The sequence below is a fragment of the Streptomyces sp. NPDC001890 genome (assembly GCF_042891445.1).
Classification (GTDB): domain Bacteria; phylum Actinomycetota; class Actinomycetes; order Streptomycetales; family Streptomycetaceae; genus Streptomyces.
The window spans coordinates 1,080,550-1,103,732 of record NZ_JBIATE010000002.1 but is presented as its reverse complement, the minus strand read 5'-3'; the positions used below and the strand labels follow the sequence as shown (position 1 = coordinate 1,103,732).

Below are 23,183 nucleotides of genomic sequence, written 5' to 3'. Positions count from 1 at the left end.
CGAGGAGGGGGCCGATCGGCCCCGGTGATTCCGCCGGTACGCGCGGTGGAGCACACCGTGTCGTTTTGGCGACATGTCGCAAGCACGGCACCGGAAAGGTCTGGTGCGGCGATCAATGGGGGCCCCAGTCTTGAGCCGCACCGCGTGTCCGTTTCCTTGCCTCCTGGAAAGGTTCCGATGCACATACGGCATCGCTCTGCCGCCGTTCTGGCAGCAGGCGTCCTCATCGCCACCCTGTCTTCCACTTCCTCCGGCGCGAGCGCCGCCCCGGCGCCCGCCTCCGTCGGCGCGAACTCCGCCGGCCGCCCCCAGGTCAGCTCCGTCACGCTCGTGACCGGTGACCGGGTGCGGCTGGAGACCTTCCCCGGCGGCCGGAAGGCCGTCTCCGTCGAGCCGGCCCCGGGCGCTTCGCAGGCCGACTTCAGCCAGCTGGAGATCGACAAGCAGCTGTACGTGCTGCCCCGCGCCGCGCTCCCGTACATCGCCTCCGGCAAACTGGACCGGCAGCTGTTCAACATCACCTCCCTGGTCAAGCAGGGTTACGACGACGCCCACACCTCCGCCATCCCGCTGATCGCCCGCTACACCGGCGGTACGGACCCCACGTCCAAGGGAGCGCCCACCGGTTCGCGCAAGGGCCTGGTCATCAAGAGCCTGCGCGGCTCGGCTCTGAAGGCGGACAAGAAGCAGGCCGGGCGCTTCTGGAAGGCCATCGACGACGACGCGCTCGCCAGGAGCAGCGCCGAGGGCGGCGCGAAGAACACTTCCAAGAACTCTGCTTCCAGGAACTCTGCTTTCAAGAACGCGGCCTTCGAGGGCGGCGTCGAGAAGCTGTGGCTGGACGCGAAGGTCCACGCCTCCCTCGATCGCAGCACCGCGCAGATCGGTGCGCCCGAGGCGTGGAAGGCCGGCTACGACGGAAACGGCGCGACCGTCGCCGTCCTGGACACCGGCGTCGACGCCACCCACCCCGACCTGGCCGGGAAACTCGGCGAAGTACGCAACTTCACCGGCGAGCCCACCGCGAACGACGGCCACGGCCACGGCACGCACGTCGCCTCCACCATCGCCGGCAGCGGCGCCGCCTCGGGCGGCTCGCGCAAGGGCGTGGCACCGGGGGCACGGCTGCTGGTCGGCAAGGTGCTCGACGACAGCGGCTCCGGCTCGTACTCCGCCATCATGGGCGGCATGGACTGGGCCGCCCACTCGGGCGCCGACATCGTCAGCATGAGCCTGGGCGGCCCGGCCACCGACGGCACGGACGTCCTCAGCCTCGTCCTCGACGGCCTCAGCGAGGAGACCGGCACCCTCTTCGTCGTCGCGGCGGGCAACTCGGGCGCCGACTACACAGTGGGTTCCCCGGGCGCCGCGGCAAGCGCACTGACCGTGGGCGCCGTCGACCGCGACGACAAGCTGGCCGCCTTCTCCAGCCGCGGCCCGCGCGTCGGTGACAACGGCGCCAAGCCCGACCTCACCGCTCCCGGCGTCGACATCGTCGCCGCCCGCGCGGCCGGCACGTCCATGGGCCACCCGGTGGACGCGGCCTACACCGCCGCGTCGGGCACGTCCATGGCGACCCCTCACGTGGCGGGCGCGGCGGCGATCCTGGCCGGGCGCCACCCCGACTGGAGCGGCCGGCAGCTCAAGGACGCGTTGATGAGCACGACGCGTACCGCCCCCGACCAGACGGCCTACGAGCAGGGCACCGGCCGGGTGGACGTGGCCCGCTCGGTGCGCCAGCAGGTGCGCGCCACCGGCACCACCACCTTCGGCTCCCTGGCACCGGACACGGGCCCGCGGCAGGTGAGCGTCACCTACACCAACGACGGCGACACGCCCGTAACGCTCACCCTGGACACCACCTTCGACAAGCTCTACGGCTCCCCGGCCCCGGCAGACGCCATAAGCGCCCCCGCGCAGGTCACCGTGGACGCCCACAGCACTGCCGACGTGGCCGTGACCCTCGACACGCCCGCGCTGCCGGAGGGCATCTACGGCGGACGCCTCACCGCGACCTCGGCCGACGGGCAAACCATCACGCACACCGTTCTCTCCGCGACGAAGGACCCGGTCACGCACAAGGTCACCGTGCGCGGCATCGACCGCGCCGGGCAGCCGGCGACCGTCTTCCCACTGATCCTGCTGGGTCCCACGGGCCGCTTCGACGTCGTCCAGGAGGTGCCGGCGGGGCAGAGCCTGACGGTGGACGTGCCCGAGGGCATGTACTACCTGCACGGTGTCATCACGCAGACGACGCAGGACAACGTCACCAACAGCCTGGTGGTCAACCCCCGACTGCGGGTGAGCGGCGCCACGGACCTGGTGCTCGACGCACGCGAGGCGGTCCCCGTGGAGATCCAAACCCCCAAGTCGGCTGAGCAGCGGGGCCCGATGGTCTTCTCCACCCACTGGAAGACCGGCGACCGGGAGTTCGCCAGCTACTTCACCAGCGGACACAGCGGCGGACAGCTCCTCTACGTCACGCCCACCGAGGAGTTCACCGAGGGAACCTTCGAGTTCACCTCCCGCTGGCAGCTGACCGCACCGATGCTCCGCGCGCGCGCAGTCTCCGCCACCGCCGCGGCCGGTGTCCCCGTCCGTCTGCTCCACAACTCCCCCGCTGTGGAAGGCGTGCGGCGCCTTCGGGTGGTGGACGCCGGTCACGGACGCCCCGAGGACTACGCGGCGCTGCGCGCACGGGGCACGGACGTCCGCGGAGCGGCGGTGCTCGTGGAACTGGAGGGGGTGGAGTACGACGAGGCGGTGACCTCGGCCGCCCGAGCCGGAGCCGCGGCCGCCGTCACCACCGCCGGCGGCAACAGGTACGCGGCCGCGACCTGGCAGCCGGTGAGCCAGCGGCTGCCCGCGATCGGGCTGTACGCCTCCCCCGCCACCGCGCAGCGGCTGCGCGCGCAGGGCACCGTGCTGGAGTTGAAGGGGACCCCGGAAAGCCCCTACCTCTACGACGTCGTGCAGGTCGCCCAACAGCGCGTCCCCGAGCACGTGGTCCACAAGGTCGGGCCGAAGAACACGGCCACCGTGGTCTCGCGCTACCCGGACACGGGCGGGGCGCGCTACGTCACGGAGGACCGGCCGTCCTGGCGTCCGTGGGAGGGGGAGGACGTGTACCTCCCCTGGCAATCCCGGTACGTCCGCACCGGGCAGGTGCGGACGGAATACCTGAGCGGTCCCGCCGACACCCGGTGGCTGCACTGGGTCAACCCCCGCAACACCTGGGCGGTCCAGGCAGCGGGGACCGGCATGCTCGGCCCCCTGCGCACCTACCGGCCCGGTGAGCACGTCGCGGAGAGCTGGTACGCCCCCGTGGTGCGCCCGGCGATCCCCCGAGGTGTCGAAGGGCTCGCCCACCGCAAGGGCGACCAGCTGACCATAGGGATCCCCGAGTTCACCGACACCGCCTCCGGCCACTACGGCCACGCCCTGCTCCGCAAGGACGCCGGCACCCCCTACCCCGACGAGACCAGCGCCGTACTGCGTCGCGACGGCGAGATCCTCGCCGAAGGCCCCCGGGCGTGGGGTGTCTTCCCCGCGGGCGGGGACGACGGCCGTTACCGGTTGGACCTGGACGTGAAGCGGACCAGCCCCGAGGGCACCCTCTCGCGGGCCACCAGCACCCGCTGGTCGTTCACGGCCCCTCGCCCGGCCGAGGGCAAGGAGTCCCTGATTCCCCTCCTCCAGCTCGACTACGACGTGGCCACCGACCTCCAGGGCTCCGCTCCTGACTCCGGGTCCTTCGCCTTCGGAGTGAGCGCCCGCCACCAGGACGGTCTGACGGGCCGTTCCGTGAAGGGCATGGAGGTGTCCGTCTCGTACGACGACGGCGGGCACTGGCGGGCGGCGACGACTTCCGCCCGGGGCGACGGCGCCTACCGTGTCCGGGTCACCCACCCCTCGACCGCCCGCACCAGCGGGTACGTCACACTGCGGGTCCGCGCCTGGGACGACGCGGGCAACGAGGTGACGCAGGAGATCGAGCGGGCGTACGCGCTGAGGTAGTACGCGGGATCCGGAAGCCGCGACCGGCCCCGGTCGCGGCTTCCGTGCGTCCTACGACAGCCAGTCGCGCCGCGCCGCCTGCCACACCAGCTGCGTACGCGTCTTCGCGCCCGCCCGCTGCATCAGCGCGGTGATCCGGCGCTGCACCGTGCGGTGGCTGACACGCAGTTGGGTGGCGATCGCCTTGTCCGCCACGCCCGCGACGACCAGGGAGAGCAGGTAGCGCTCGTCGTCGGCGAGACTGCCGCCCGGTCCCATGCCGCCGGCGAAGTCGGCCAGCTCGCCCGCCTCCGTGACGTGCAGCGGGGTCCCCGCAGCCCACTGGATGTCGAACAGGGCGACGAGGGCGTCCAGGAGAGTGCTGCTGCGGATGATCGCGGCGGTCGGCTCGCCGCGGGCGCCGGTCGTGCTGCTCGGCATCAGGGGGCAGACGGCGACAGAGCTGTCGACGATGACCATGCGTACGGGGAGTGTGCTGGTGGCGCGGGCCGTTTCACCGGCGCGGATGCCCTGGGCGACGTTGTCGACCATGCCGGGCTGTTCCAGGCAGGCCCGTTCGTAGATCGCCTCGTAGCGGATGCCCTGGGCGAGCAGTTCGAACTCCTCGTCGTTGTCCTGGGCGCGCAGCGCCACGGGATCGGCCTTGCAGAACCACCGCAGGTCGCTGCGGGCCCCGTAGGCGAGTTGGCGCAGCTGCTGACGGATGGCGCCGGCCCCGGTGATCACCTCGACCAGTTGCCCGGCGTCATGGCGTCGGCCGCCCGCCCGGTACTCCTCGGCCAGCTGTTCCACTCCACGGCGCGCCCATTCCAGCGCTTCTTGGCCACGCGCCAGCAGGGGTTGCAGCGCTACGTCCGGCGGGACGGGTACGTACCGCATGCCGCCGTCGCCCGGCAGCCGCCCGACCAGGCCTTTGTCATGCAGGGAGGACAGAAGCGACGTCGCCTCGTGTTCCCGGATGTGGAGCCGTTGGACGATCTCGTCCGCGCCCGCGCCTCGTACCTCCACCAAGTGGCGGTAAACCCGCTCCTCCGCCGCCTCGATCCCTGCTATCTCCAGCACGCGCCCTCTCCCTCCCCGCAGCCCGCCCCGAACGCACGCCCACTGTGCCATCCATGATCGAAATCGAACAGGATGCGGGCGGCCCTGCCGGGCGATCAGAAGACGGCACGGTTTCCGCGAGCCCGAGGCGGGGCGTACGGCGGGCGCATGGCGTCCCGGGGCCCGCGCACCGCGGCGGCGGGGTCCGCTCCGCCCGGTTCAGCCGCCGAAGTTCCAGGCGACGACGCCGTTTCCGGTGACGAGGAAGGCGAGGACCACGAGGTCGGCGACGCCGAGCGCGAACCCGAGCAGGGCTCGGCCGCGGCGGGCGGTGGAGCGGACGAGGGCGATGACCGCCATGACGATCGCGGCCGGGCCGAGCAGGATGTTCATCACCAGCAGACCGACGAGCCCGAGCACGAATGAGGCGACGGCCAGCCCGTCGGCGTCGCGGGTGGGGCGCCGGGCGGGGGCGGCCGGGCCGGGGGTGCAGGCCGGGTCGCAGGAGGCGAGGGGCCGTGCGGCGGTTTCGGAGCGGCGGGCGATCGTGGTGAGCGTCATGGGGGCGGGCTCCTTCGGGTCGGGGTGCGGTGCGGAGGGCGCCGCGGCGGCGGTGCGGCCGGTCACGAGGAGCGGCGACGCGCGCCCGCCCGCTCGCGTACGGCGAAGACCAGCAGCCAGCAGCCGATCAGTGCACCGAGCACGAGCGAGAGCGCGGGCGGGATCTGTGCCACCGCGCCCAGCACGACCCCGAGCAGGAGCAGGGCGACGACAAGGACGATCATGTTCAGCCTTTCCGCAGGCTCTCCACGAGCATTTGAGAGTACGACTGTTCACTGACTTGTCAGTCTAGACCCGTTCACCGCTTCCCTGCTCCGGAGAACAGTTGTTTACTGAATGGCATGAGTCACACCGTCGGCGTCCGCCAGACCCAGAAGCTGAGAACCCGTCAGGCACTGCTGGATGCCGCACTCGGGCTCCTGGAGCACCAGAGCCTCAGCAGCCTCGGGCTGCGCGAGGTGACCCGGGCCGCGGGCGTCACGCCCACCGCCTTCTACCGGCACTTCGACGACACCGCGGCGCTCGGCGTGGCACTCGTCGAGGAGGCGCTGGGCAGCCTGCACGGGATGATCGGGGCGACGCTCGCCGAGACCGGTGACAGCGAGGAGCGTCTGGACCGCAGCATCGAGCTGATCATGCGTCATGTCGGCGAACAGCCCGCGCACTTCCGGTTCATCGCCCGCGAACAGCACGGCGGCGTCGGCCCGGTCCGCGCGGCCATAGCGGCCCAACTGCGGCGGTTCGCCGAGGAGGTGGCGGCGGCGCTCGCCGAGGAGCCGGAGTCCCGGGGGTGGAGCGAGGAGGACCTGCTGATGCTCGGCGGCCTCTACGTCGACCACATGGTGCTCACCGCGTCGGCGCTGCTGGACGCGGGACCGGACGGCGAGCGGGCGGTGGCCGAAGTGGCCCGCCGCCGGCTGAGACTGGTCACCCTCGGCAGGCTGCACTGGCTGGACGACGCCGGCAGAGCCGACTCCCCTTAGGGCCTCCCGTACGGATCAGGGCGCGCCCGCCTGCCCGTACAGCGCCACGACCGCCGCCGCGTGGCGGGCGAGGACGTCCCGCGCCTCGGGCGGCGAGAGCACTTCCACGTTCGGGCCGAAGGAGAGCAGGGAGCGGGCCCACTCGACCGAGTCGACGGCCAGCTCGGCCCGCAGCCAGTCCTCGTTCTCCTCCGGCCGCGGCTGCGCCGTCAGCGCCCCGGCGTGCAGGCGTACGAAGAGGTCGAGCCGGGAGCGGTGCACGCGCACCCGCAGCCGCACCCGCCCCGGCCGTTCCTCGACCTGCCTGCGCAGCTCGTCCCACAGGTCCGCCAGCTCCACCCCGGGCCGGCGCACGACCGGCTCGTCCGCGAGGCCGGCCCGCCGCACCCGGTCGGCCCGGAAGAGCCGGGGCACCCCGTCCAGGTCCGCCACCAGATACCAGACGCCCGCCTTCACGACGAGGCCGTACGGATCGACGGTGTAGCCGCGCGGGGTGCTCGTACCGCTGTGGCGGTAGTCCAGCCGCAGCCGCCGGTCGGCGAAGACGGCCTCGTGCAGTTCGGCCAGATCGACGGCCGGCCGCGGGCCGCTCATCCAGCGCACCGGGTCGACCAGGATCCGCCTGCTGGTCAGTTCGGCGGCGGGCCGGTGCGGTGCGGGCAGGGCGGCCATCACCTTGCGCAGCGCGGAGCCGAGCGCCTCGTCGAGGCCGAGCGCGGCATGGGCGCCCTCGGCGGCGAGGACGAAGAGGGCGCGCGCCTCGTCGGCGGTGAGCCCGGTGACATCGGTGCGGAACCCGGGCAGCAGCGCGATGCCGCCGTGCCGCCCGCGTTCGGCGTAGACCGGGACGCCGGAGGCGGAGAGCGCCTCGATGTCCCGGTAGATGGTGCGTACGGAGACTTCGAGGCGCTCGGCGAGTTCGGTGGCGGGCACCAGGCCGCGGGTCTGGAGCAGCAGGAGGATCGAGAGCAGCCGGTCGGATTTCACCTCACCAGCTTCTCCCGGCCACTGGCTCCTCCCGGCCGCCGCCCCTTCCCCGTCGCCGGCCGTCAGGCGCGCGGTGCGCGTGCCAGTTGGCGGGACTGGGCCACCAGGCGGTCCGCGCTGTCCCAGACGTCCGCGTCCTCCTCCAGGAAGCCGCCCGCGAGGTTGCGGGTGGTGATGGAGACGCGCAGCGGGCCGGGGGCGGGGCGGCAGCGGATGTGCGTGGTGAGCTCGATGGTCGGCGTCCAGCCCTTGAGGCCCAGCTCGAACGAGGTGGGCGGCAGCGCGTCGACGGTGAGCAGCAGCGAGAGCGGGTCGGCGTCGCGGCCGTCCGCGAGGCCGAACCAGCCGCGCATCTCGCCCTTGCCGGAGGGTGCGCCGATGGCCCAGCCGACCGTCGCCGGGTCGAGCTTGATGTCGAGCCGCTCGGTGATGGCCGAGCTGCCGGGGATCGGGGCCGGGTTGTCGCTCGGGCCGAGGCAGTGCTCCATCGGCGGGATGGCCGGCGGCTTCGCCGAGGTGCGGACCTCGTCGGACAGGCCGTCCAGGTCGCCGTAGGTGGCGATGACCCGGATGCGCTCGACCTCGGTGCCGTCCTCCGCGAACTGGAAGAGGGAGGCCTGGCCGGTGGAGAGGGTGCGGCCGGTGCGGACGGTCTGGGTCCGGATCACCGCCGGGCCGGGCACGGACGCGGTGAGGTAGTGCGCCGAGACGGAGAAGGGGTCCGGGTGCGGCAGGGCCTGGCCGAGCGCGCGGCCCAGCATGGCCAGCAGGTATCCGCCGTTGACGGCATGGATGATCGTCCAGCCGGCGGAGAGTTCGGCGTCGTAGACGCCCTCTTCGCGAAGGGTGACGGCGGTGTCACGGTCGAACTCGCTGTTCCCGATGGTCGCCGGTCCGGTCTGTGCCGACTGCTCTGCTGCCTGTGCCATGCGATGCACCGTACACCGATTGTATTACTGAGCGGTAGCTTTTTGATGTGGCATTGATCCCGTAGATTCAGTTCCCGGCACGGCAGGGATTGTCCGAGAGGGGGCCACGAGGGTGCGAGCAGCCTTGCTGACAGTTACGGATGTGAGCCGCACCTTCGGCGAGCGCGAGGCGCTCAGAACCGTCGGCCTGGAGGTCGCCGCGGGCGAAATCGTGGCCCTGCTCGGCCCGAACGGCTCGGGAAAGTCCACCTTGCTGCGCATCGCCTGCGGGCGCGACCGGCCCACCACCGGCTCTGTCGAGTTCGGCGGGGAGCCGATGAGCGAGGACGACGCACGTGTCCGGGCCCGGGTCGCCGTGGTCGGCGACGCGCTCAGCTGCTACCCGGATTTGACGGTGCGTCAGCATCTTGAACTGGTCGCCGTGGCCCACGGCGTCCCCGGGCGCGAAGTCGACCGGCTTCTGCACGAGCAGCGGCTCACGGACCACGCGGGCTCGCTGCCCGGCGCGCTGTCCTCCGGACAGCTCCAGGCGATGCTCCTCGCGTCGGCGCTGCTGCGTCCCCGCGACCTGTTGGTCCTCGACGAGCCGGAGCAACGCCTCGATCCCCGCGCCCGCGTCCGCCTCGCGGACGTGCTGCGCGCCGAGGGCGACAACGGCACCGCGGTCCTGTTCGCCACCCACCACCGCGAGCTGGCCCGGGTGGCGCATCGCGTCATCCTCCTGGAGGACGGGGCGGTGGTCGCCGACGGCAGCCCGGGCGAGGTGTTCACGGAGGCGGATGCGTGAACACCATGACGTCACGGACGAGCACGACGAACGTACGGCCCGGCGGCGTGGACCGGACCGCCGAGACCCGGGCGTGGCTGCGGGCCCGGCGCGGCGCCGGCCGCGCCCGTCGGTTCGGGTACGTCGCCTACGTCGTCCTGGTCCTGCTCCTCGGCTGGTACGGGCTGTTCGCCATCGGCCTCTTACAGGAACTCGGCCACCGGCGGCCGCTGACGGAGCACGCCGAGGCCATCGCGCGGATGCTGCCCTCCGGCCTGGTCTGCCTGGCCCTGGCGGGACTCCTCGTCACCGTGCGGGACGCCCTGTGGCGAGGTCCGGTGACGCCGCCCCGGCCGGACGTCGACTGGCTGCTCGCGCTGCCGGTCAGGCGCCGCCCGGTGCTGCTGCCCTGGTTCATCCTGTCCGCCGGCGTCTGGACGCTCGCCGCGCTGCTGATCGGCTTCGTCGGCGCCCTGCTCATCGCGTCGGCCGACCTCGGGGACATCGGCGCGCTCACCCTCGCCTGCCTGGGCCCCGCGGCCTGCCTGGCCCTGCTGGCCGTGGCCGCCGCGGCCGTGGTCGAACGGTCCCGCCGAGCAGCCGACCGCCTCCACCGAGCCACCCCGATACTGCTGCTCGTCGGGCTGCTGAGCGCCGTACAGGCCGGCCTCGCGGCGCAGGGGCACCGGGCGAGGATGCTGGAGGCGGTGGAGCTCTGGTCCGGCCCCTGGGGCTGGGCGGCACAGCCCGTGCTGGCCGCCGCCGGACAGGACGTCCCCCTGTGGCCGGCGGCACTCGTGCTGCTGCTGGCAGCCACTGCTGCCGCCCTCGCCCACGCGGGGAAAGCGGTCGCGGAACTGCCCACCACCGTGCTGCGGTCACGGGCCCGCGCCTCGGGCGGCGTTCTGGCCGGCATCCTGGCCGGCGACCTGCGCTCGGTCCGGCTCGCCATGACCGGCGGCCTGGAGGCCCGCGGCCGCGGGCGCGTCGAACGGTGGGTCGCGCGGCTCGCCCCGCCGCGCTCTCCTCGCCTTCTCGTTGCCTGGCGGGACACGGTGGCCCTCCTCATGGCCCCCCGAAGGGCCGGCCTCATGCTCCTGCTGCTCGCCCTCGCCGGGGCAGCCGCCTCCGCCTCCGCCGGCATTCGGGGCGGCATGGCCCACCTCGCGGCCGCGGCCGCCGCCCTGCTCGGCTACTTCGCCGCCTCCGCCCTGCTGGAGCCGGCCAGGCTGGACGCCGACGACACACGACGCACGGCCTGGTCACCACGCCCCTACGAACGCATCGCGCTCGCCCACGCGCTCGTACCGACCCTCGCGCTCGTCGCCACCGGGGGCCTCCTCGCGGTGCCCCTCGCCCTGGCCGGCCTTCCCTCGGCCCCCCTCGTCGTCCTCGCCGCCGCCCCCGTCCTCGTCGCCGCCGGCCTGCTGAGCGCCTACCGCTCACCCGTGCCCGCCTGGGTCCTCTACAGCGGCCCGCTCCTCGCCGACACCGGCCCCATCATCTCGATGCTGTGGTACGCCGTCGGCCCCCTGACCGGCGTCACCGCCCTGACCCTGCTCCTGTCCGGCCCCCTCCCGACGGAACTCCCCCCGGCGGCAGCCCCCTGGGCCCGCCTGGCCATCTGCTGGCTCCTGGCAGCCCTGATGCTCCGCTGGACGGTGGGACGGGCACGGAAGCTGGTGCGCGACGAATGCCGCAGTACCTTCCCGAAGTACACGTCCGCGTCGGCGGGCTCCACGTCCCGCAGCGGCCGGACGAACCAGGACCTGATCTGATCCGAGCCAGGTGAAGAACCTCCCGGCCACGGGCCCAGCGACTCAGCGGGGCTCGGGGGAACTCACGGGGTGTCGCACATCACAGCACCGGATCGCCGCGGCCGCGGCTTCCGCCTCATGAAGCCGCGGTCCCGGCTCAGGTGATCACTCAGCTCTCCTCGGCCGTCGCGGACTTCCGGTTGTAGGCGCGCGGGGCCCGCCAGTGGTAGCGCATCGACAGCAGCCGCAGCACGAAGGCGACGATCACGGCGGCGCCGCTGGTGAACGCGTCGAGCACCCCGAAGCGGATGCACAGGACGGTCGTCGCGGCGCCGACGATGGCGGGCACCGCGTACAGGTCGCGGTCCCACCGCAGCAGCGAGGGCACCTCGTTGGCCAGTACGTCACGCAGCACACCGCCGCCGACCGCGGTGGCCAGCCCCAGGGCCGCCGACGCGGTGAGGCCGAGGCCGTAGTCGTACGCCTTGACCGTGCCCGTGACGCAGAACAGCCCGAGCCCCGCCGCGTCGAAGACATTGACGCCCACCTGGATCCGCTCGACGTGCGGGTGCAGGAAGAACACCAGGACGGCGGCGAGGAGCGGGGTGGTGAAGTAGCCGAGATCCGTGAACGCCGCGGGCGGGACCGCCCCGATGACGATGTCACGGAACAGCCCTCCGCCCAGCGCGGTCACCTCGGCGAGCACCGCGATGCCGAAGACATCGAAGTTCTTGCGTACGGCGAGCAGAGCGCCGGAGATCGCGAAGACGAAGATTCCGACGATGTCGAGCGCATGCTGGACGGAGGGTGTGAACAGTTCGTTGAGCACCGGGCAATTGTGCCGGTACTACTCCTTCGTGCTGTCCTCCGGCGTATCGGGCGAGGCACCGCCACCGTCCGCCGCCGGCTCGTCCGCCGCCGGCTTGCTCACGTCGACGATCTCGATCGCTTCGCGCGCCGCCGCCGTCACCGTCTCACCGGGCACCTGGTCGGGCGCGTTCTCCGGGTGGTGGCAGGCCACCTGGTGCCCGGTCTTCAGCGCGGCCAGCGGCGGTTCCTGCGTCTTGCAGACCTCCGTCGCCTTCCAGCACCGGGTGTGGAAGCGGCATCCGCTGGGCGGCGAGATCGGCGAGGGCACGTCGCCCTTGAGCAGGATCCGCTCGCTCTTGGCCGAACGGCGCTTCGGGTCCGGGATCGGGACCGCCGAGAGCAGCGCCTTGGTGTACGGGTGCATCGGCGCCTTGTAGAGCGACTCGCGGTCGGCCAGCTCCACGATCTTACCGAGGTACATCACCGCGATCCGGTCCGAGACGTGCCGGACCACCGAGAGGTCATGGGCGATGATCACGTACGTGAGGCCCAGCTCGCTCTGGAGGTCGTCGAGCAGGTTCACCACCTGCGCCTGGATCGACACGTCCAGCGCCGACACCGGCTCGTCCGCCACGACCAGCTTGGGGTTGAGCGCCAGGGCGCGGGCGATCCCGATGCGCTGGCGCTGGCCGCCGGAGAACTCGTGCGGGTAGCGGTTGTAGTGCTCGGGGTTCAGGCCCACGACCTCCAGCAGCCGCTGCACCTCCTTCTTGACGCCGCCGTCGGGCGTGACGCCCTGCAGCTTGAAGGGGGCGCCCACGATCGTGCCGATCGTGTGCCGCGGGTTCAGCGAGGAGTACGGGTCCTGGAAGATCATCTGCATGTCCCGGCGCATCGGGCGCATGCCGCCCACACCGAGGTGCGTGATGTCCCTCCCCTCGAACTCGATCTTCCCCGCGGTGGGTTCGAGCAGCCGGGTGATCAGCCGGCCCATCGTCGACTTGCCGCAGCCGGACTCCCCGACGACGCCCAGGGTCTCGCCCGAGCGCACCTCGAAGTCGATCCCGTCGACGGCCTTCACGGCTCCGGCGTTGCGCTGCAGCATCCCCTTCTTGATGGGGAAGTGCTTCTGCAGCCCGGTCACCTTGAGCAGCACCTCGCGGGCGGCCGTGTCACCGGCCGCCGCGCCGCTCCCGGCCGACCTCTGCGCCGGAACGTCCACGCCCTTGTCCTCGCTCGTCACGGCCTTGTCCTCGCTCACAGCTTGGGCGCAATCTCTTCGGTCCAGATACGCTCCCGCTGCTCCGGCGACATGTGGCAGGCCGCCCAGTGCCGGCTGCCGACCTCCTGGAGCTCGGGCCGTACGGTGCGGGTGACGTCGTCCTTGGGCACGTCCGCGTACGGGCAGCGCGGGTTGAAGGCACAGCCCGACGGGATGTTGATGAGCGAGGGCGGGGAGCCCTTGACCGGGATGAGCCGGTCGGTCTGGTCGCGGTCGAGGCGCGGCATCGAACCCAGCAGGCCCCAGGTGTAGGGGTGCCGGGGCTCGTAGAACACCTTCTCGGCCGGTCCGCGCTCCACGCAGCGCCCGCCGTACATCACGAGGATGTCGTCGGCGAGCTCGGCCACCACGCCCAGGTCGTGGGTGATGATGATGACCGCGGAGCCGAACTCCTTCTGCAGGTCCCGGATCAGGTCGAGGATCTGCGCCTGGACGGTGACGTCCAGCGCGGTCGTCGGCTCGTCGGCGATCAGCAGCTCGGGGTTGTTGACCAGCGACATGGCGATCATCGCGCGCTGGCGCATGCCGCCGGAGAACTCGTGCGGGTAGCTGTCGACGCGCTTGTCGGGCTGCGGGATGCCGACCCGGTCGAGCATCTCGACGGCCCGCTTGCGCGCGGTCTTCTTGTCGACGCTGTGGTGGACCCGGTAGGCCTCCACGATCTGCTTGCCGATCGTGTAGTACGGGTGCAGCGCGGACAGCGGGTCCTGGAAGATCATGGCCATGTCGCGGCCGCGCAGCTTGCGGACCTCGTCGGGGTCGGCGGACAGCAGTTCCTTGCCGTCCAGCCAGATCTCGCCGGAGACCTGGGCCTTGCGCTTGCCGTACTGGCCGGCGGTGTGCAGGCCCATGATGCCGAGCGAGGTGACCGACTTGCCGGAGCCGGACTCGCCGACGATGCCGAGGGTCTTGCCCTTCTCCAGCTGGAAGTTGAGCCCGTCGACGGACTTGACCAGGCCGTCGTCGGTCGGGAAGTGCACCTTGAGGTCGCGCACTTCGAGGAAGGCGGTCGGAGCGGGCGAGCCGGCCGGGGAGGGTTCGCCCAGCGCGGCACCGCTCTTGTGCAGTTCGGTCATCCCAGCCTCACTCGCGGGTCGATGACGGCGTACATGATGTCGACGACGAGGTTGGCGACGGCGATCGCGAGAGCCGCGAACAGGGTGACGCCGAGAATCACCGGCAGGTCCTTGTTGCTGATCGCCTGGACCGCGGCGAGCCCGAGACCGGGCAGGTTGAACGTGGACTCGGTGAGGACCGCGCCACCGAGGAGCACGCCGATGTCGAGGCCGAAGACGGTGAGGATCGGCGTCATCGCGGACCGCAGGGCGTGCCGGGTGATGACGGTGCCCTCGCCCAGGCCCTTGGCACGGGCGGTGCGGATGTAGTCCTCGCCGAGCACTTCGAGCATGGTGGCTCTGGTGAGGCGGGCGTACATCGCGGCGTTCAGGAAGGCGAGCACGATCCACGGCAGGATCAGCGTCTGGAACCAGGTGCCGATGCCGTCGTCCGTGGAGAGGTTGTCGGCGATCTTCACCCAGCCGAAGTTGTGCACGAACAGGCCCATGGCGACCATGCCGGTGAAGAAGATCGGCAGCGAGACACCGGCGAGCGCGGTGGTCATCGCGGCGCGGTCCCAGATGCTGCCGCGCCGGAGCGCGGACACCACACCGGTGGCGACGCCGCCGAGGAGCCACAGCACGCAGGCACCGGCGGCGAGCGCGCCGGTCACGGGCAGCGCGTCCTTGAGGGTGGTCCAGACGGGGACCTCCGTGCGGAAGGAGTAGCCGAAGCAGGGCGCCGCGCAGTGGGTGACATCGGCACCGTTCGCGTAGTCGCGCCCCATCGGGATGCCCTTGACGAAGTCCCAGAACTGGACGAGGAGGGGGTCGTCGAGACCCAGTTTGATCCGGATGCCCTGGAGCTGCTCGACACCCGTGGCCTTGCCGGCGAAGAGGACTGCGACGTCCTGACCCGCCCACTTGGGCAGCATGAAGAAGATGGTGAACGTCGCGAGCAGTACGACGAGCACCATGATGACTACGGCGAACAGGCGCCGGATGAGATAAGCAAGCACTGTGTGCGGCCCGGCGGTGGCCGGGAACCCCTTGTGGGGGCTCCCGGCCACCGCCCCGGCCCTCACCTGCCCTTCGGACTGGCGGGTTTCGGCGGCGGTGGAACAGTCAACAGGGTTGACTGCGAATGCTGTTGACTACAGCGACTACTTGACGACGCCGAGCGAGACGTAGTCGTAACGGCCGTTGTAGGCGTCGGACATGTAGGCGTTCGTCAGACGATTGCCGCGCCAGGTGATGTTCTTCTCGTAGATGAAGGGCATCCAGTCGGCCTGGTCGAGGATCCGCTTGTCGAGCTCCTTGTAGATCTCGCCGGCCTTGACCGGGTCGGTCTCCGCGATCGCCCGGTCGAAGATCTTGTCGATCGCCGGGTCGTTGATCTGCGACTCGTTGTAGTTACCGGTGTCCGCGAGGAACCGGCTGTCCCACAGCGGCTGACCGAAGCCCTGGCCGGACGGGAAGTCCGGGCCCCAGCCGCTCATCGTCATGCCGTAGCCGCGCTTCTTCACGACGGACGGCGAGCCGGTGATGCTGGACGCCTCGGCGCCGTCGAGCGGGTCGACCTCGATCTTGATGCCGACCTTGCCGAGCTGCTCCTGGAGCGCCTCGGCGGCGTCGACCTCGCCCGGGTTGTTGTTGCGGGCGGTGAGCTTGGTGGAGAAGCCGGTCGGGTGACCGCACTGCTTCAGCTCGTCCTTGGCCTTGGCGAGGTCCGGCTTGCCCTTGCGGGCGAGGACGCCGTACGGGTCGTAGTCGCTGTGGCCCTTGATGGAGACCGGCAGGGTGCTGTTGGCGATCGCACCACCGGCGATCTCGCCACCGCGGGTCTGCTGGAGACCGGCGAAGTCGGTGGCGTAGAAGACGGCCTTGCGGCAGTGGACGTCGTCCAGCGGCTTCGCGGTGTGGACGAGCGCGACGTAGCGGACGAAGGACGTCTGCATGTTGTCGACGCTGTCCTTGTACTTCTGGACGGCGGTGACGCGGCCGGACTGGGTCATGCCGGTGCCGTTGAGGTCGACGTCGTAGTCGCCCTCCATCAGCTTCTTGTCGTTCTCCTCCAGGTTGGCGGAGATCGTCACGGTGACCTTGTCCGGGAGCGCGGCGCGCAGCGGGTCGGACGCCTTCTGCCACTTGTCGTTGCGGACGAGCACGATGCTCTTGCCCGGCTTGTACTCCTCGAACTTGTACGGGCCGGAGGAGAACGGGCGCTGGGTGTACTTCGCGCCGGTGTCCTTGTCCGCCTTCACGGGCGAGCCGGACGGCATGGCGAGGAACTGCTCGAAGTCACCGTTGGGCTTGGGCAGCTTGAAGACGATGGTGTTGTCGTCGGGCGTCTCGATCGCCTTGAGGCCGAGCTTGTCCGCGGACTTGTCCTTGTAGGGGCCCTTGTACTCGCCCTTGGGGTCCAGCGTCTGCATCAGGTACTGCGGGCCACCGGTGATGGTGTCCGTCGCCCAGATGCGCTCGATGCCGTACTTGACGTCCTTGGAGGTCAGCTTGGAGCCGTCCTCCCAGGTCAGGCCGTCACGCAGCTTGTACGTGTAGGTCTTGCCGCCGTCGGTGATCTCACCGGGGCCGGTGGCCAGGTCGCCGACCAGCTTGGTGGAGGCCGCACCCGGCTTGGTGTCGTACGAGACCAGCTGGCGGGTGTAGAAGCGCATGAAGTCCCAGGCCATGCCGTAGTAGGCACGCTGGGGGTCGGCGGAGTCCAGGTCCTGCTTGCCGACCATCTTCAGCGTTCCACCCTTTTTGGTGGACGGGTTGGCGACCTTGTTGAACGCCGCGTTGAAGCCGGCGCCCTTCGAGCTGCCGCCGCCTTCGTTCTCGCTGTCGCCGCCGCACGCCGTGGTGGTCATCAGCGCCGCGACCACGAGGGCCGCACCTGCGGTGAGCCGTCGTTTCGAGGTGACTGTGGACATTTTCTCGTAACCTCCGAGATCGCGGTCCCAGGCCGTTGCTTGCCGGAGAACCATGGGAAGAGCCACCTGACGATGCGGCAGGGGCAAGTCGTGGGCTATCGGGTCCCCTTGGGGTCCAGGGCGTCGCGCAGCCCGTCCCCGAAGAGGTTGAAGGCCAGCACGGTGATGAAGATCGTCACGCCGGGGAAGACCATGAACATCGGGTCGTGCTCGTACGTCTCCAGGGCGTCCCGCAGCATTCCGCCCCAGGAGGCCGTCGGCGGCCGGACACCGGCGCCGAGGAAGCTGAGGGCCGCCTCGGTGAGGATGTTGGTGGGGATCATCAGCGTCGCGTAGACGGTGATCGGCGCCACCAGGTTGGGCAGCAGCTCACGGAAGAGGATGTGCGTCCGCCCGCCGCCCAGGCTGCGTGCCGCCTCCACGTACTCGCGCTCGCGCAGCGAGAGGGTCTGCCCGCGGACGATGCGTCCGACGTACGGCCAGCCGAAGAAGCCGATGACGGCGACCAGTACGGCGATGCGGACGCCGCTGCCGGTGAGGCCGAGCAGATCGTCGGGGAGGACCGAGACCAGGGAGATGATGAAGAGGAGCTGCGGGAAGGAGAGCAGCACGTCCATGACGCGGCTGATCAGCGCGTCCACCCAGCCGCCGAAGTATCCGGCGATGATCCCGAAGAGGGTGCCCAGGGCGACGGCGACCAGGGCCGCCAGGAAGGCCACGAGCAGCGAGATCCGGGCGCCGTAGACGATCCGGCTGAAGACGTCGCGCCCCTTGTTCGGCTCGACGCCGAAGAGGAAGTCGCCGCTCACGCCGCCGAGGCTGCCCGTGGGGAGATTGGTCAGCGGGTCGAGCTTGTCCTGGTGGAACTCGTTCGGCGGGTGCCCGAGCAGGCTCACGATCAGCGGCGCGAAGACCGCCACCACGACCAGGACGAGGACAACGATGCCACCCGTCAGAGCGACCTTGTCCTGCTTCAGGCGGTTCCAGGCGATCTGCTTGAGAGACCGTCCCTCGACCTTCTTCACTCCGGAGTCGACTGCGGGACCGTCGGCCGCGACAGGATCCGCTTCCTTGGTCGGCTCGTGCAGTGGTGCCGTCATCGTGGCAAGGACCCCTCTCAACCGGCGGTGGCCGGGCCGAACTGGCCGCTGTGGCGGCGCGATCAGTCAGTCGTACGCAGAGGCGGCAAGACGCCCTTGCTGCGGGAGTCTTCATTGCTGTTACGACTGGTAGCCATACCGACAGACGAATGGATGCCTAACCGTGATGCGCTCTGGGGTGTTCCGTTATCCGGACGGATGTGAACGCCCGCCGAACACAGGTCAGTTGATGCGGAAGGGGGGCATGCGAGCGGATTCGGGTCGCATTCACCACCAGACATGCCGAGCACGGAAATCTCGGACATGGGCGGCCGGATGAGGCAGCGGGCGGGTGAACACACGTGCACATTCGGGGAGTTGGTGTCTTACGGTCGCGTTACGGAAATCCTGACCGTACGCGGGCAATCCGGACGGTGGGGACGGAGCGGCCCCGGACGAGTCAGTACGCGCCCTGCGGCGGGTAGCCGTAGCCCGGGACGGGGGCCGCCGCCGGGGCGTGCGCCTCGCGGTCGTAGAACGGGCGGGCGTTGGCGCGCAGCCACATCGCCACCGGGTCGTACTCGTCGGACATCGCGACGGTGGAGACGGGCAGCCCCTCCGGGACGGCGGAGACCGACTGCTGCATCATCGCGCGCGCCGCGTCCACCGAGGGCGGGCTCGTGTCGTAGAGATCGAGGCCGATGGTGAGGTACGGGACGCCGAGCGCGGGCTGCACCCAGGCGCGGCGCAGCGAGCGGATCGCCGGGGTGTGGTGGGCGTTCTGCGTGAGCAGGGCGTAGAACTGCGGGATCTCGATGGCCGGCTCGGTGAGCCGGAGCGGGCCCGCGGGCATCCGGTCGAGGCCGGTGGCGATCCGGCGCAGGTCCAGCCAGGGGATGCCCACGCCGCCGCCCGGGGCATGCGGATTGAGCCAGATGCCCCAGCGGTCGGGGAAGAGCGCGCGGGCGATGTCCCGGCCGCCGACCAGCTCGTGGGCGCGGTTCCAGCCGCTGACCGAGAGCTCCTGGGCGGAGGTCACGCAGGGGGCGTAGCCGAGGCCGTCGACCTCCATGTTTCCGTACTGGGCGTCGGGCGAGCCCGCCTGGCCCTGCCAGAGGAGCATCCAGATCCGGCCGTTCGCGAGGGCCTGCAGCAGCGCCTCGTACGCGTCGTAGCGCCCGGGCGTCACTTGGCGCAGCATGTGCTCGACCTGCCCGGCCGCCGCGGTGCCTGACGCACTCACCTGGTCCCGCCCCTCTTCGATCCACTGTGTCGGCCCGCCGCCCCGGGCACACGGGTGCGGCATGATGCCGAGGCACCAGCCATGAAACCAGCTTATGCGCCGGTCCTGACACCGACTTGACGCCATGGGTCGAAACGCTGTTCCACGGACCGGCCCCCGGGCGTCCGGCAGTGGCCGGACGTTCTTACACGGCCGCTCGCTGATAGAAGGGGCGGATCCGCTCCCGCATCCAGTCGCCGACCGGGTCCTGTGCCACGTCGAGCAGGACGAGATTGACCGGCCAGGGAACCTCGACCCGGCCCAGAGCGCGGCCGAGGGCGTCCATCGGGGCGTTGCGCCCGGCGCCCTCCCAGGTGGAGAACTCGACGCCGATGAAGAGGACCGGGTCGCCGCCCTCGATGCTGGCGAGCGTCCGGCGGGCGGTGAGCACGACGCCGCTCTCCTCGAACTCACCGGCCGCCGCGGCGAGGAAGTCGACCGGCTCCTCCTTCCAGTCCGGCTCGTACAGCCGGACCCTGCCGCCGCTGGCCGGACCGTCCAGCGGGGTGCGCCCGGCCCGGCAGAGTTCGGCCACGGCGGGCGGCGGCAGCGGCATCCCGACCGCGCCGCCCGGGTTCACGGCGATGCCGAGCTGCGGGGGCAGTCCGCGGGCGAAGTCGCGGGCGGGCGCGACGGTGAAGGACATATGGGTGCCGACACAGGCGAGGAACTGCTGCTCGGAGCTGAAGACGGGGACGTACGCGGCGCCCTCGATCTCCACCGTCGGCAGGTCCAGGGCCGCCGAGTCGGGTCCCCCGCCGTTGGGCAGCGGCACCCAGACCTGGCTGCGGCCGAGCACCTCGACGAGCCGCCCGCCCGCCTCCGGGCTGCCCACCGAGGCCATCAGCACTTCTTCGAGCTCATTGGCCGGCCATCCGCCCTGCGGATGGGACTGGACCTGTGCCGGAACGTCCACTGCTTCCCCTTCTCGCCCACGCCTTCCGGCAGAAGGTTAACGCCCGGCCCCGCCACCGCTCCGGCCCCGAGGCCCCGGCCACCGGCCTCAGGGGCTGTCGGGCCGTCCGTCCGCGAACGCGATCCGGTCGAGCCTTCCCGCCGCCTCCCGGTCCAGCAGCACCGCCGAGGCGCACCCGGGCGGCAGCAGGCCCGTCTCGGTCGCCCGCAGCAGCCTGCCCACCGCCCTGCGGTGCCGGGCGAAGGCATACCCGGACACACCGCGTCCGCGCTCGCGCTGGCCTTCCCTGGCGGTCTGCGGCGTCACGTCGAGCAGGACGAGATGCAGGTCCCGGCCCCGGCGCCGGGCGTCACGGGCCAGCCAGCCGCGCACCCACGACTGGGTCCCGCAGTCATGGACGACGGCGGACTCCCCGGAACGCAGCACCCGCCACAGCCCCCAGTAGTGGGCGACGCGGACGAGCGGGCGGTAGAGCGCGTACGGGAGTAAACGGGGCATGGTGCGGGCCCAGCGGTCACGGGTGTCCTGGGAGTCGATGGCGTGCGCCGTCGTCACCGCCCGCCGGATGAGCGTCGACTTGCCGCTGCCGGGCAGCCCGGAGACCACCACCACGTCCCCCGCCGCGAAACGCAGGCCGCGCGGACTGCGCCCGGACCGCTCCCGCAGATCCCGCACCACGGGCGCGTGCGTGCCCGCGGCGGCCCTCGCCTGGGCCCCCGCCTGTGCGGGCATCGCGCCGTGCGCGACCCCCGCGGTCGTCGCGTACCGCTGCAACGTCATCGCCCTCCCCCTGTCGGCTCACCCCACGTATGCCCATGGAGTGTAAAGAAAAGGTAATGCGGCACAACCGCCCACGCCGCTGATTTCCCACAGGGGACCGGGGCCCCACTCCGGCCCGATGCGTGCGATGATGACCCGGCCAACTGCATAAAGGCCGCTTGAATCCGCGCGGGAGAGTTCCGGTCACTTCCCGTGCCGGGCGCCGAAGGAGCAAGTTCCTCCCTTGAATCTCTCAGGCCCCGTACCGCGTGGATGAGGCAGATCTGAAAAGCGGGCCGCTTCGCGGCTCCACCCAAGGTGCAAGCCGAACCCCTCCAGGGGCTCTCGGCGAACCTCTCAGGTTCCGATGACAGATGGGGAGGGATCGTCCTCGTCGTCATGCCCCGGGAGTCATATCCATGAGCACCGCCCCCCGCCTCACCGCCCTCGATGCCCTGCACCGTTCGCTGGGCGCGACCATGACCGACTTCGCGGGCTGGGACATGCCGCTGCGGTACGCCAGCGAGCGCGACGAGCACAACGCGGTGCGCACGAAGGCCGGACTCTTCGACCTGTCGCACATGGGTGAGATCACCGTCACCGGCCCCGCGGCGGCCGTCTTCCTGAACTTCGCGCTGGTCGGCAACATCGGCACCGTCGCCGTGGGCCGGGCCCGCTACACGATGATCTGCGCCGAGGACGGCGGCATCCTGGACGACCTGATCGTCTACCGGCTCGGCGAGACCGAGTACATGGTGGTCGCCAACGCGGGCAACGCCCAGATCGTGCTGGACGCGCTGACGGCGCGCGCCGAGGGCTTCGACGCCGAGGTGCGCGACGACCGCGACGCGTACGCGCTGCTCGCCGTCCAGGGCCCGGAGTCCCCCGCCATCCTGGCCTCCGTCACCGACGCCGACCTGGACGGTCTGAAGTACTACGCCGGTCTGCCCGGCACGGTCGCCGGTGTCCCCGCGCTGATCGCCCGCACCGGCTACACCGGCGAGGACGGCTTCGAGCTGTTCGTCGCCCCCGCCCACGCCGAGCAGCTGTGGAAGGCGCTGACCGAGGCGGGCGCATCGCGCGGCCTGATCCCGTGCGGGCTCTCCTGCCGCGACACGCTGCGCCTGGAGGCGGGCATGCCGCTGTACGGGCACGAGCTGACCACGGAGCTCACCCCGTTCGACGCCGGTCTCGGCCGGGTCGTGAAGTTCGAGAAGGAGGGCGACTTCGTCGGCCGCAAGGCCCTCGAAGCCGCCGCCGAGCGCGCCGAGACCGCCCCGCCGCGCAAGCTGGTCGGCCTGGTCGCCGAGGGCCGCCGGGTGCCGCGCGCCGGTTTTTCCGTGGTCGCCGCCGGCCAGGTCGTCGGCGAGGTCACCTCGGGCGCCCCCTCGCCCACCCTGGGCAAGCCGATCGCCATGGCGTACGTCGACGCCGCGCACGCCACGCCCGGCGCCGAGGGTGTCGCCGTGGACATCCGGGGCAGCCACGAGCCGTACGAGGTCGTGGCGCTGCCGTTCTACAAGCGCCAGAAGTGACGTCGGCGCTCCCGCAGAAGTGACGCAGTCGCGTCTCACACCGTAAGACCACCGTTCATCAGCACTCCCCCGCGTACAGGAGAATTCAGGTCATGAGCAACCCCCAGCAGCTGCGTTACAGCAAGGAGCACGAGTGGCTGTCGGCCGTCGAGGACGGTGTGGCCACGATCGGTATCACCGAGTACGCGGCCAACGCGCTCGGCGACGTCGTCTACGCCCAGCTCCCCGCGGTCGGTGACACGGTGACCGCGGGCGAGACCTGCGGTGAGCTGGAGTCGACCAAGTCGGTCAGCGACCTGTACTCCCCGGTGACCGGCGAGGTCACCGCGGCGAACCAGGACGTCGTGGACGATCCGTCGCTGGTGAATTCCGCTCCCTTCGAAGGCGGCTGGCTGTTCAAGGTGCGCGTCACGGAGGAGCCGGAGGACCTGCTCTCCGCCGACGAGTACACCAAGTTCTCCGGCAACTAAAGACCCCAAGGGACCACC

General features: G+C 71.2%; 20 protein-coding genes and 1 riboswitch. Of the genes, 6 read left to right on the top strand and 14 right to left on the bottom strand.

Annotated elements, in window-relative coordinates; all coding sequences use genetic code 11:
* The first annotated feature begins 177 nt into the window (after window positions 1-177).
* On the top strand, window positions 178-4,017 hold the full coding sequence (locus ACFYY1_RS11115; RefSeq protein ID WP_388583345.1) for a S8 family serine peptidase: 3,840 nt from the start codon (window positions 178-180) through the stop codon (window positions 4,015-4,017).
* Between the two features lie 51 nt (window positions 4,018-4,068).
* Here the strand turns inward: ACFYY1_RS11115 and ACFYY1_RS11110 are convergent, their stop codons facing one another.
* From ACFYY1_RS11110 to ACFYY1_RS11100, 3 genes are all read right to left on the bottom strand, one after another.
* The gene (locus tag ACFYY1_RS11110) at window positions 4,069-5,079 is read right to left on the bottom strand and encodes a helix-turn-helix domain-containing protein (RefSeq protein ID WP_388583343.1); all 1,011 of its coding nucleotides are present in this window, start codon (window positions 5,077-5,079) and stop codon (window positions 4,069-4,071) included.
* Window positions 5,080-5,277: 198 nt separating this feature from the next.
* Window positions 5,278-5,619, bottom strand: a complete 342-nt coding sequence (locus ACFYY1_RS11105) for a DUF4190 domain-containing protein (RefSeq protein WP_388583341.1) — start codon at window positions 5,617-5,619, stop codon at window positions 5,278-5,280.
* Between the two features lie 62 nt (window positions 5,620-5,681).
* Entirely contained in the window at window positions 5,682-5,843 is a 162-nt protein-coding gene (locus tag ACFYY1_RS11100; RefSeq protein WP_266729559.1) for a hypothetical protein, read from the bottom strand.
* 117 nt (window positions 5,844-5,960) lie between these two features.
* Between ACFYY1_RS11100 and ACFYY1_RS11095 the strand changes: the two genes are divergently transcribed.
* Entirely contained in the window at window positions 5,961-6,602 is a 642-nt protein-coding gene (locus ACFYY1_RS11095; RefSeq protein WP_388583339.1) for a TetR family transcriptional regulator, read from the top strand.
* A 15-nt stretch (window positions 6,603-6,617) separates the two neighbouring features.
* Here ACFYY1_RS11095 and ACFYY1_RS11090 read toward each other — a convergent pair whose 3' ends face one another.
* Both ACFYY1_RS11090 and ACFYY1_RS11085 read right to left on the bottom strand, forming a co-directional pair.
* Window positions 6,618-7,589, bottom strand: a complete 972-nt coding sequence (locus tag ACFYY1_RS11090; protein WP_388583337.1) for a helix-turn-helix transcriptional regulator — start codon at window positions 7,587-7,589, stop codon at window positions 6,618-6,620.
* A gap of 62 nt (window positions 7,590-7,651) precedes the next feature.
* Window positions 7,652-8,518: a thioesterase family protein gene (locus tag ACFYY1_RS11085; protein ID WP_388583335.1), complete on the bottom strand. Its 867-nt coding sequence runs from the start codon at window positions 8,516-8,518 to the stop codon at window positions 7,652-7,654.
* 142 nt (window positions 8,519-8,660) lie between these two features.
* On the opposite strand from ACFYY1_RS11085, the gene ACFYY1_RS11080 reads away from it, so the two are divergent.
* Window positions 8,661-9,305, top strand: a complete 645-nt coding sequence (locus ACFYY1_RS11080) for an ABC transporter ATP-binding protein (protein WP_388583333.1) — start codon at window positions 8,661-8,663, stop codon at window positions 9,303-9,305.
* Window positions 9,302-11,062, top strand: a complete 1,761-nt coding sequence (locus tag ACFYY1_RS11075) for a hypothetical protein (RefSeq protein ID WP_388583331.1) — start codon at window positions 9,302-9,304, stop codon at window positions 11,060-11,062. The genes ACFYY1_RS11080 and ACFYY1_RS11075 overlap by 4 nt, the downstream gene beginning before the upstream one ends.
* Before the next feature lie 148 nt (window positions 11,063-11,210).
* Here the strand turns inward: ACFYY1_RS11075 and ACFYY1_RS11070 are convergent, their stop codons facing one another.
* The 9 genes from ACFYY1_RS11070 to ACFYY1_RS11030 form a co-directional block, all read right to left on the bottom strand.
* The gene (locus tag ACFYY1_RS11070) at window positions 11,211-11,870 is read right to left on the bottom strand and encodes a trimeric intracellular cation channel family protein (RefSeq protein WP_388583329.1); all 660 of its coding nucleotides are present in this window, start codon (window positions 11,868-11,870) and stop codon (window positions 11,211-11,213) included.
* Window positions 11,871-11,888: 18 nt separating this feature from the next.
* On the bottom strand, window positions 11,889-13,073 hold the full coding sequence (locus ACFYY1_RS11065) for an ABC transporter ATP-binding protein (protein WP_388583501.1): 1,185 nt from the start codon (window positions 13,071-13,073) through the stop codon (window positions 11,889-11,891).
* Between the two features lie 35 nt (window positions 13,074-13,108).
* Window positions 13,109-14,209, bottom strand: coding sequence for an ABC transporter ATP-binding protein (locus tag ACFYY1_RS11060; RefSeq protein WP_376623140.1), 1,101 nt, complete (start codon window positions 14,207-14,209; stop codon window positions 13,109-13,111).
* Window positions 14,206-15,207, bottom strand: a complete 1,002-nt coding sequence (locus ACFYY1_RS11055; RefSeq protein WP_266733542.1) for an ABC transporter permease — start codon at window positions 15,205-15,207, stop codon at window positions 14,206-14,208. The genes ACFYY1_RS11060 and ACFYY1_RS11055 overlap by 4 nt, the downstream gene beginning before the upstream one ends.
* Window positions 15,208-15,351: 144 nt before the next feature.
* Window positions 15,352-17,124, bottom strand: a complete 1,773-nt coding sequence (locus tag ACFYY1_RS11050) for an ABC transporter substrate-binding protein (RefSeq protein ID WP_388583326.1) — start codon at window positions 17,122-17,124, stop codon at window positions 15,352-15,354.
* Between the two features lie 95 nt (window positions 17,125-17,219).
* Window positions 17,220-18,224 carry an ABC transporter permease gene (locus ACFYY1_RS11045; protein WP_388583324.1) on the bottom strand — a complete coding sequence of 335 codons (1,005 nt, stop codon included), beginning with the start codon at window positions 18,222-18,224 and terminating at the stop codon, window positions 17,220-17,222.
* A gap of 439 nt (window positions 18,225-18,663) precedes the next feature.
* On the bottom strand, window positions 18,664-19,446 hold the full coding sequence (locus ACFYY1_RS11040; RefSeq protein WP_388583322.1) for an enhanced serine sensitivity protein SseB C-terminal domain-containing protein: 783 nt from the start codon (window positions 19,444-19,446) through the stop codon (window positions 18,664-18,666).
* Between the two features lie 184 nt (window positions 19,447-19,630).
* Complete coding sequence (locus tag ACFYY1_RS11035) at window positions 19,631-20,401, bottom strand: enhanced serine sensitivity protein SseB (protein WP_376623135.1); 771 nt, start codon at window positions 20,399-20,401, stop codon at window positions 19,631-19,633.
* Window positions 20,402-20,488: 87 nt separating this feature from the next.
* On the bottom strand, window positions 20,489-21,181 hold the full coding sequence (locus ACFYY1_RS11030) for an AAA family ATPase (RefSeq protein ID WP_388583320.1): 693 nt from the start codon (window positions 21,179-21,181) through the stop codon (window positions 20,489-20,491).
* 159 nt (window positions 21,182-21,340) lie between these two features.
* Window positions 21,341-21,438, top strand: a riboswitch (glycine riboswitch).
* A gap of 141 nt (window positions 21,439-21,579) precedes the next feature.
* Here ACFYY1_RS11030 and gcvT point away from each other — a divergent pair.
* Complete coding sequence (gene gcvT, locus ACFYY1_RS11025) at window positions 21,580-22,695, top strand: glycine cleavage system aminomethyltransferase GcvT (protein ID WP_388583318.1); 1,116 nt, start codon at window positions 21,580-21,582, stop codon at window positions 22,693-22,695.
* Between the two features lie 92 nt (window positions 22,696-22,787).
* A complete protein-coding gene (gene gcvH / locus ACFYY1_RS11020) occupies window positions 22,788-23,165 on the top strand; it encodes a glycine cleavage system protein GcvH (RefSeq protein WP_376422689.1) in 378 nt (125 codons plus the stop codon).
* The last annotated feature ends 18 nt before the right edge of the window (window positions 23,166-23,183 follow it).

Excerpts from the sequence above, each read along its gene's own strand:
- ACFYY1_RS11060 (WP_376623140.1), bottom strand. The coding sequence starts at position 14,209 with ATGACCGAACTGCACAAGAGCGGTGCCGCGCTGGGCGAACCCTCCCCG.
- ACFYY1_RS11085 (WP_388583335.1), bottom strand. The coding sequence starts at position 8,518 with ATGGCACAGGCAGCAGAGCAGTCGGCACAGACCGGACCGGCGACCATC.
- ACFYY1_RS11045 (WP_388583324.1), bottom strand. The coding sequence starts at position 18,224 with ATGACGGCACCACTGCACGAGCCGACCAAGGAAGCGGATCCTGTCGCG.
- ACFYY1_RS11050 (WP_388583326.1), bottom strand. The coding sequence starts at position 17,124 with ATGTCCACAGTCACCTCGAAACGACGGCTCACCGCAGGTGCGGCCCTC.
- ACFYY1_RS11105 (WP_388583341.1), bottom strand. The coding sequence starts at position 5,619 with ATGACGCTCACCACGATCGCCCGCCGCTCCGAAACCGCCGCACGGCCC.
- ACFYY1_RS11095 (WP_388583339.1), top strand. The coding sequence starts at position 5,961 with ATGAGTCACACCGTCGGCGTCCGCCAGACCCAGAAGCTGAGAACCCGT.
- ACFYY1_RS11100 (WP_266729559.1), bottom strand. The coding sequence starts at position 5,843 with ATGATCGTCCTTGTCGTCGCCCTGCTCCTGCTCGGGGTCGTGCTGGGC.
- gcvT (WP_388583318.1), top strand. The coding sequence starts at position 21,580 with ATGAGCACCGCCCCCCGCCTCACCGCCCTCGATGCCCTGCACCGTTCG.
- ACFYY1_RS11115 (WP_388583345.1), top strand. The coding sequence starts at position 178 with ATGCACATACGGCATCGCTCTGCCGCCGTTCTGGCAGCAGGCGTCCTC.
- gcvH (WP_376422689.1), top strand. The coding sequence starts at position 22,788 with ATGAGCAACCCCCAGCAGCTGCGTTACAGCAAGGAGCACGAGTGGCTG.
- ACFYY1_RS11030 (WP_388583320.1), bottom strand. The coding sequence starts at position 21,181 with ATGACGTTGCAGCGGTACGCGACGACCGCGGGGGTCGCGCACGGCGCG.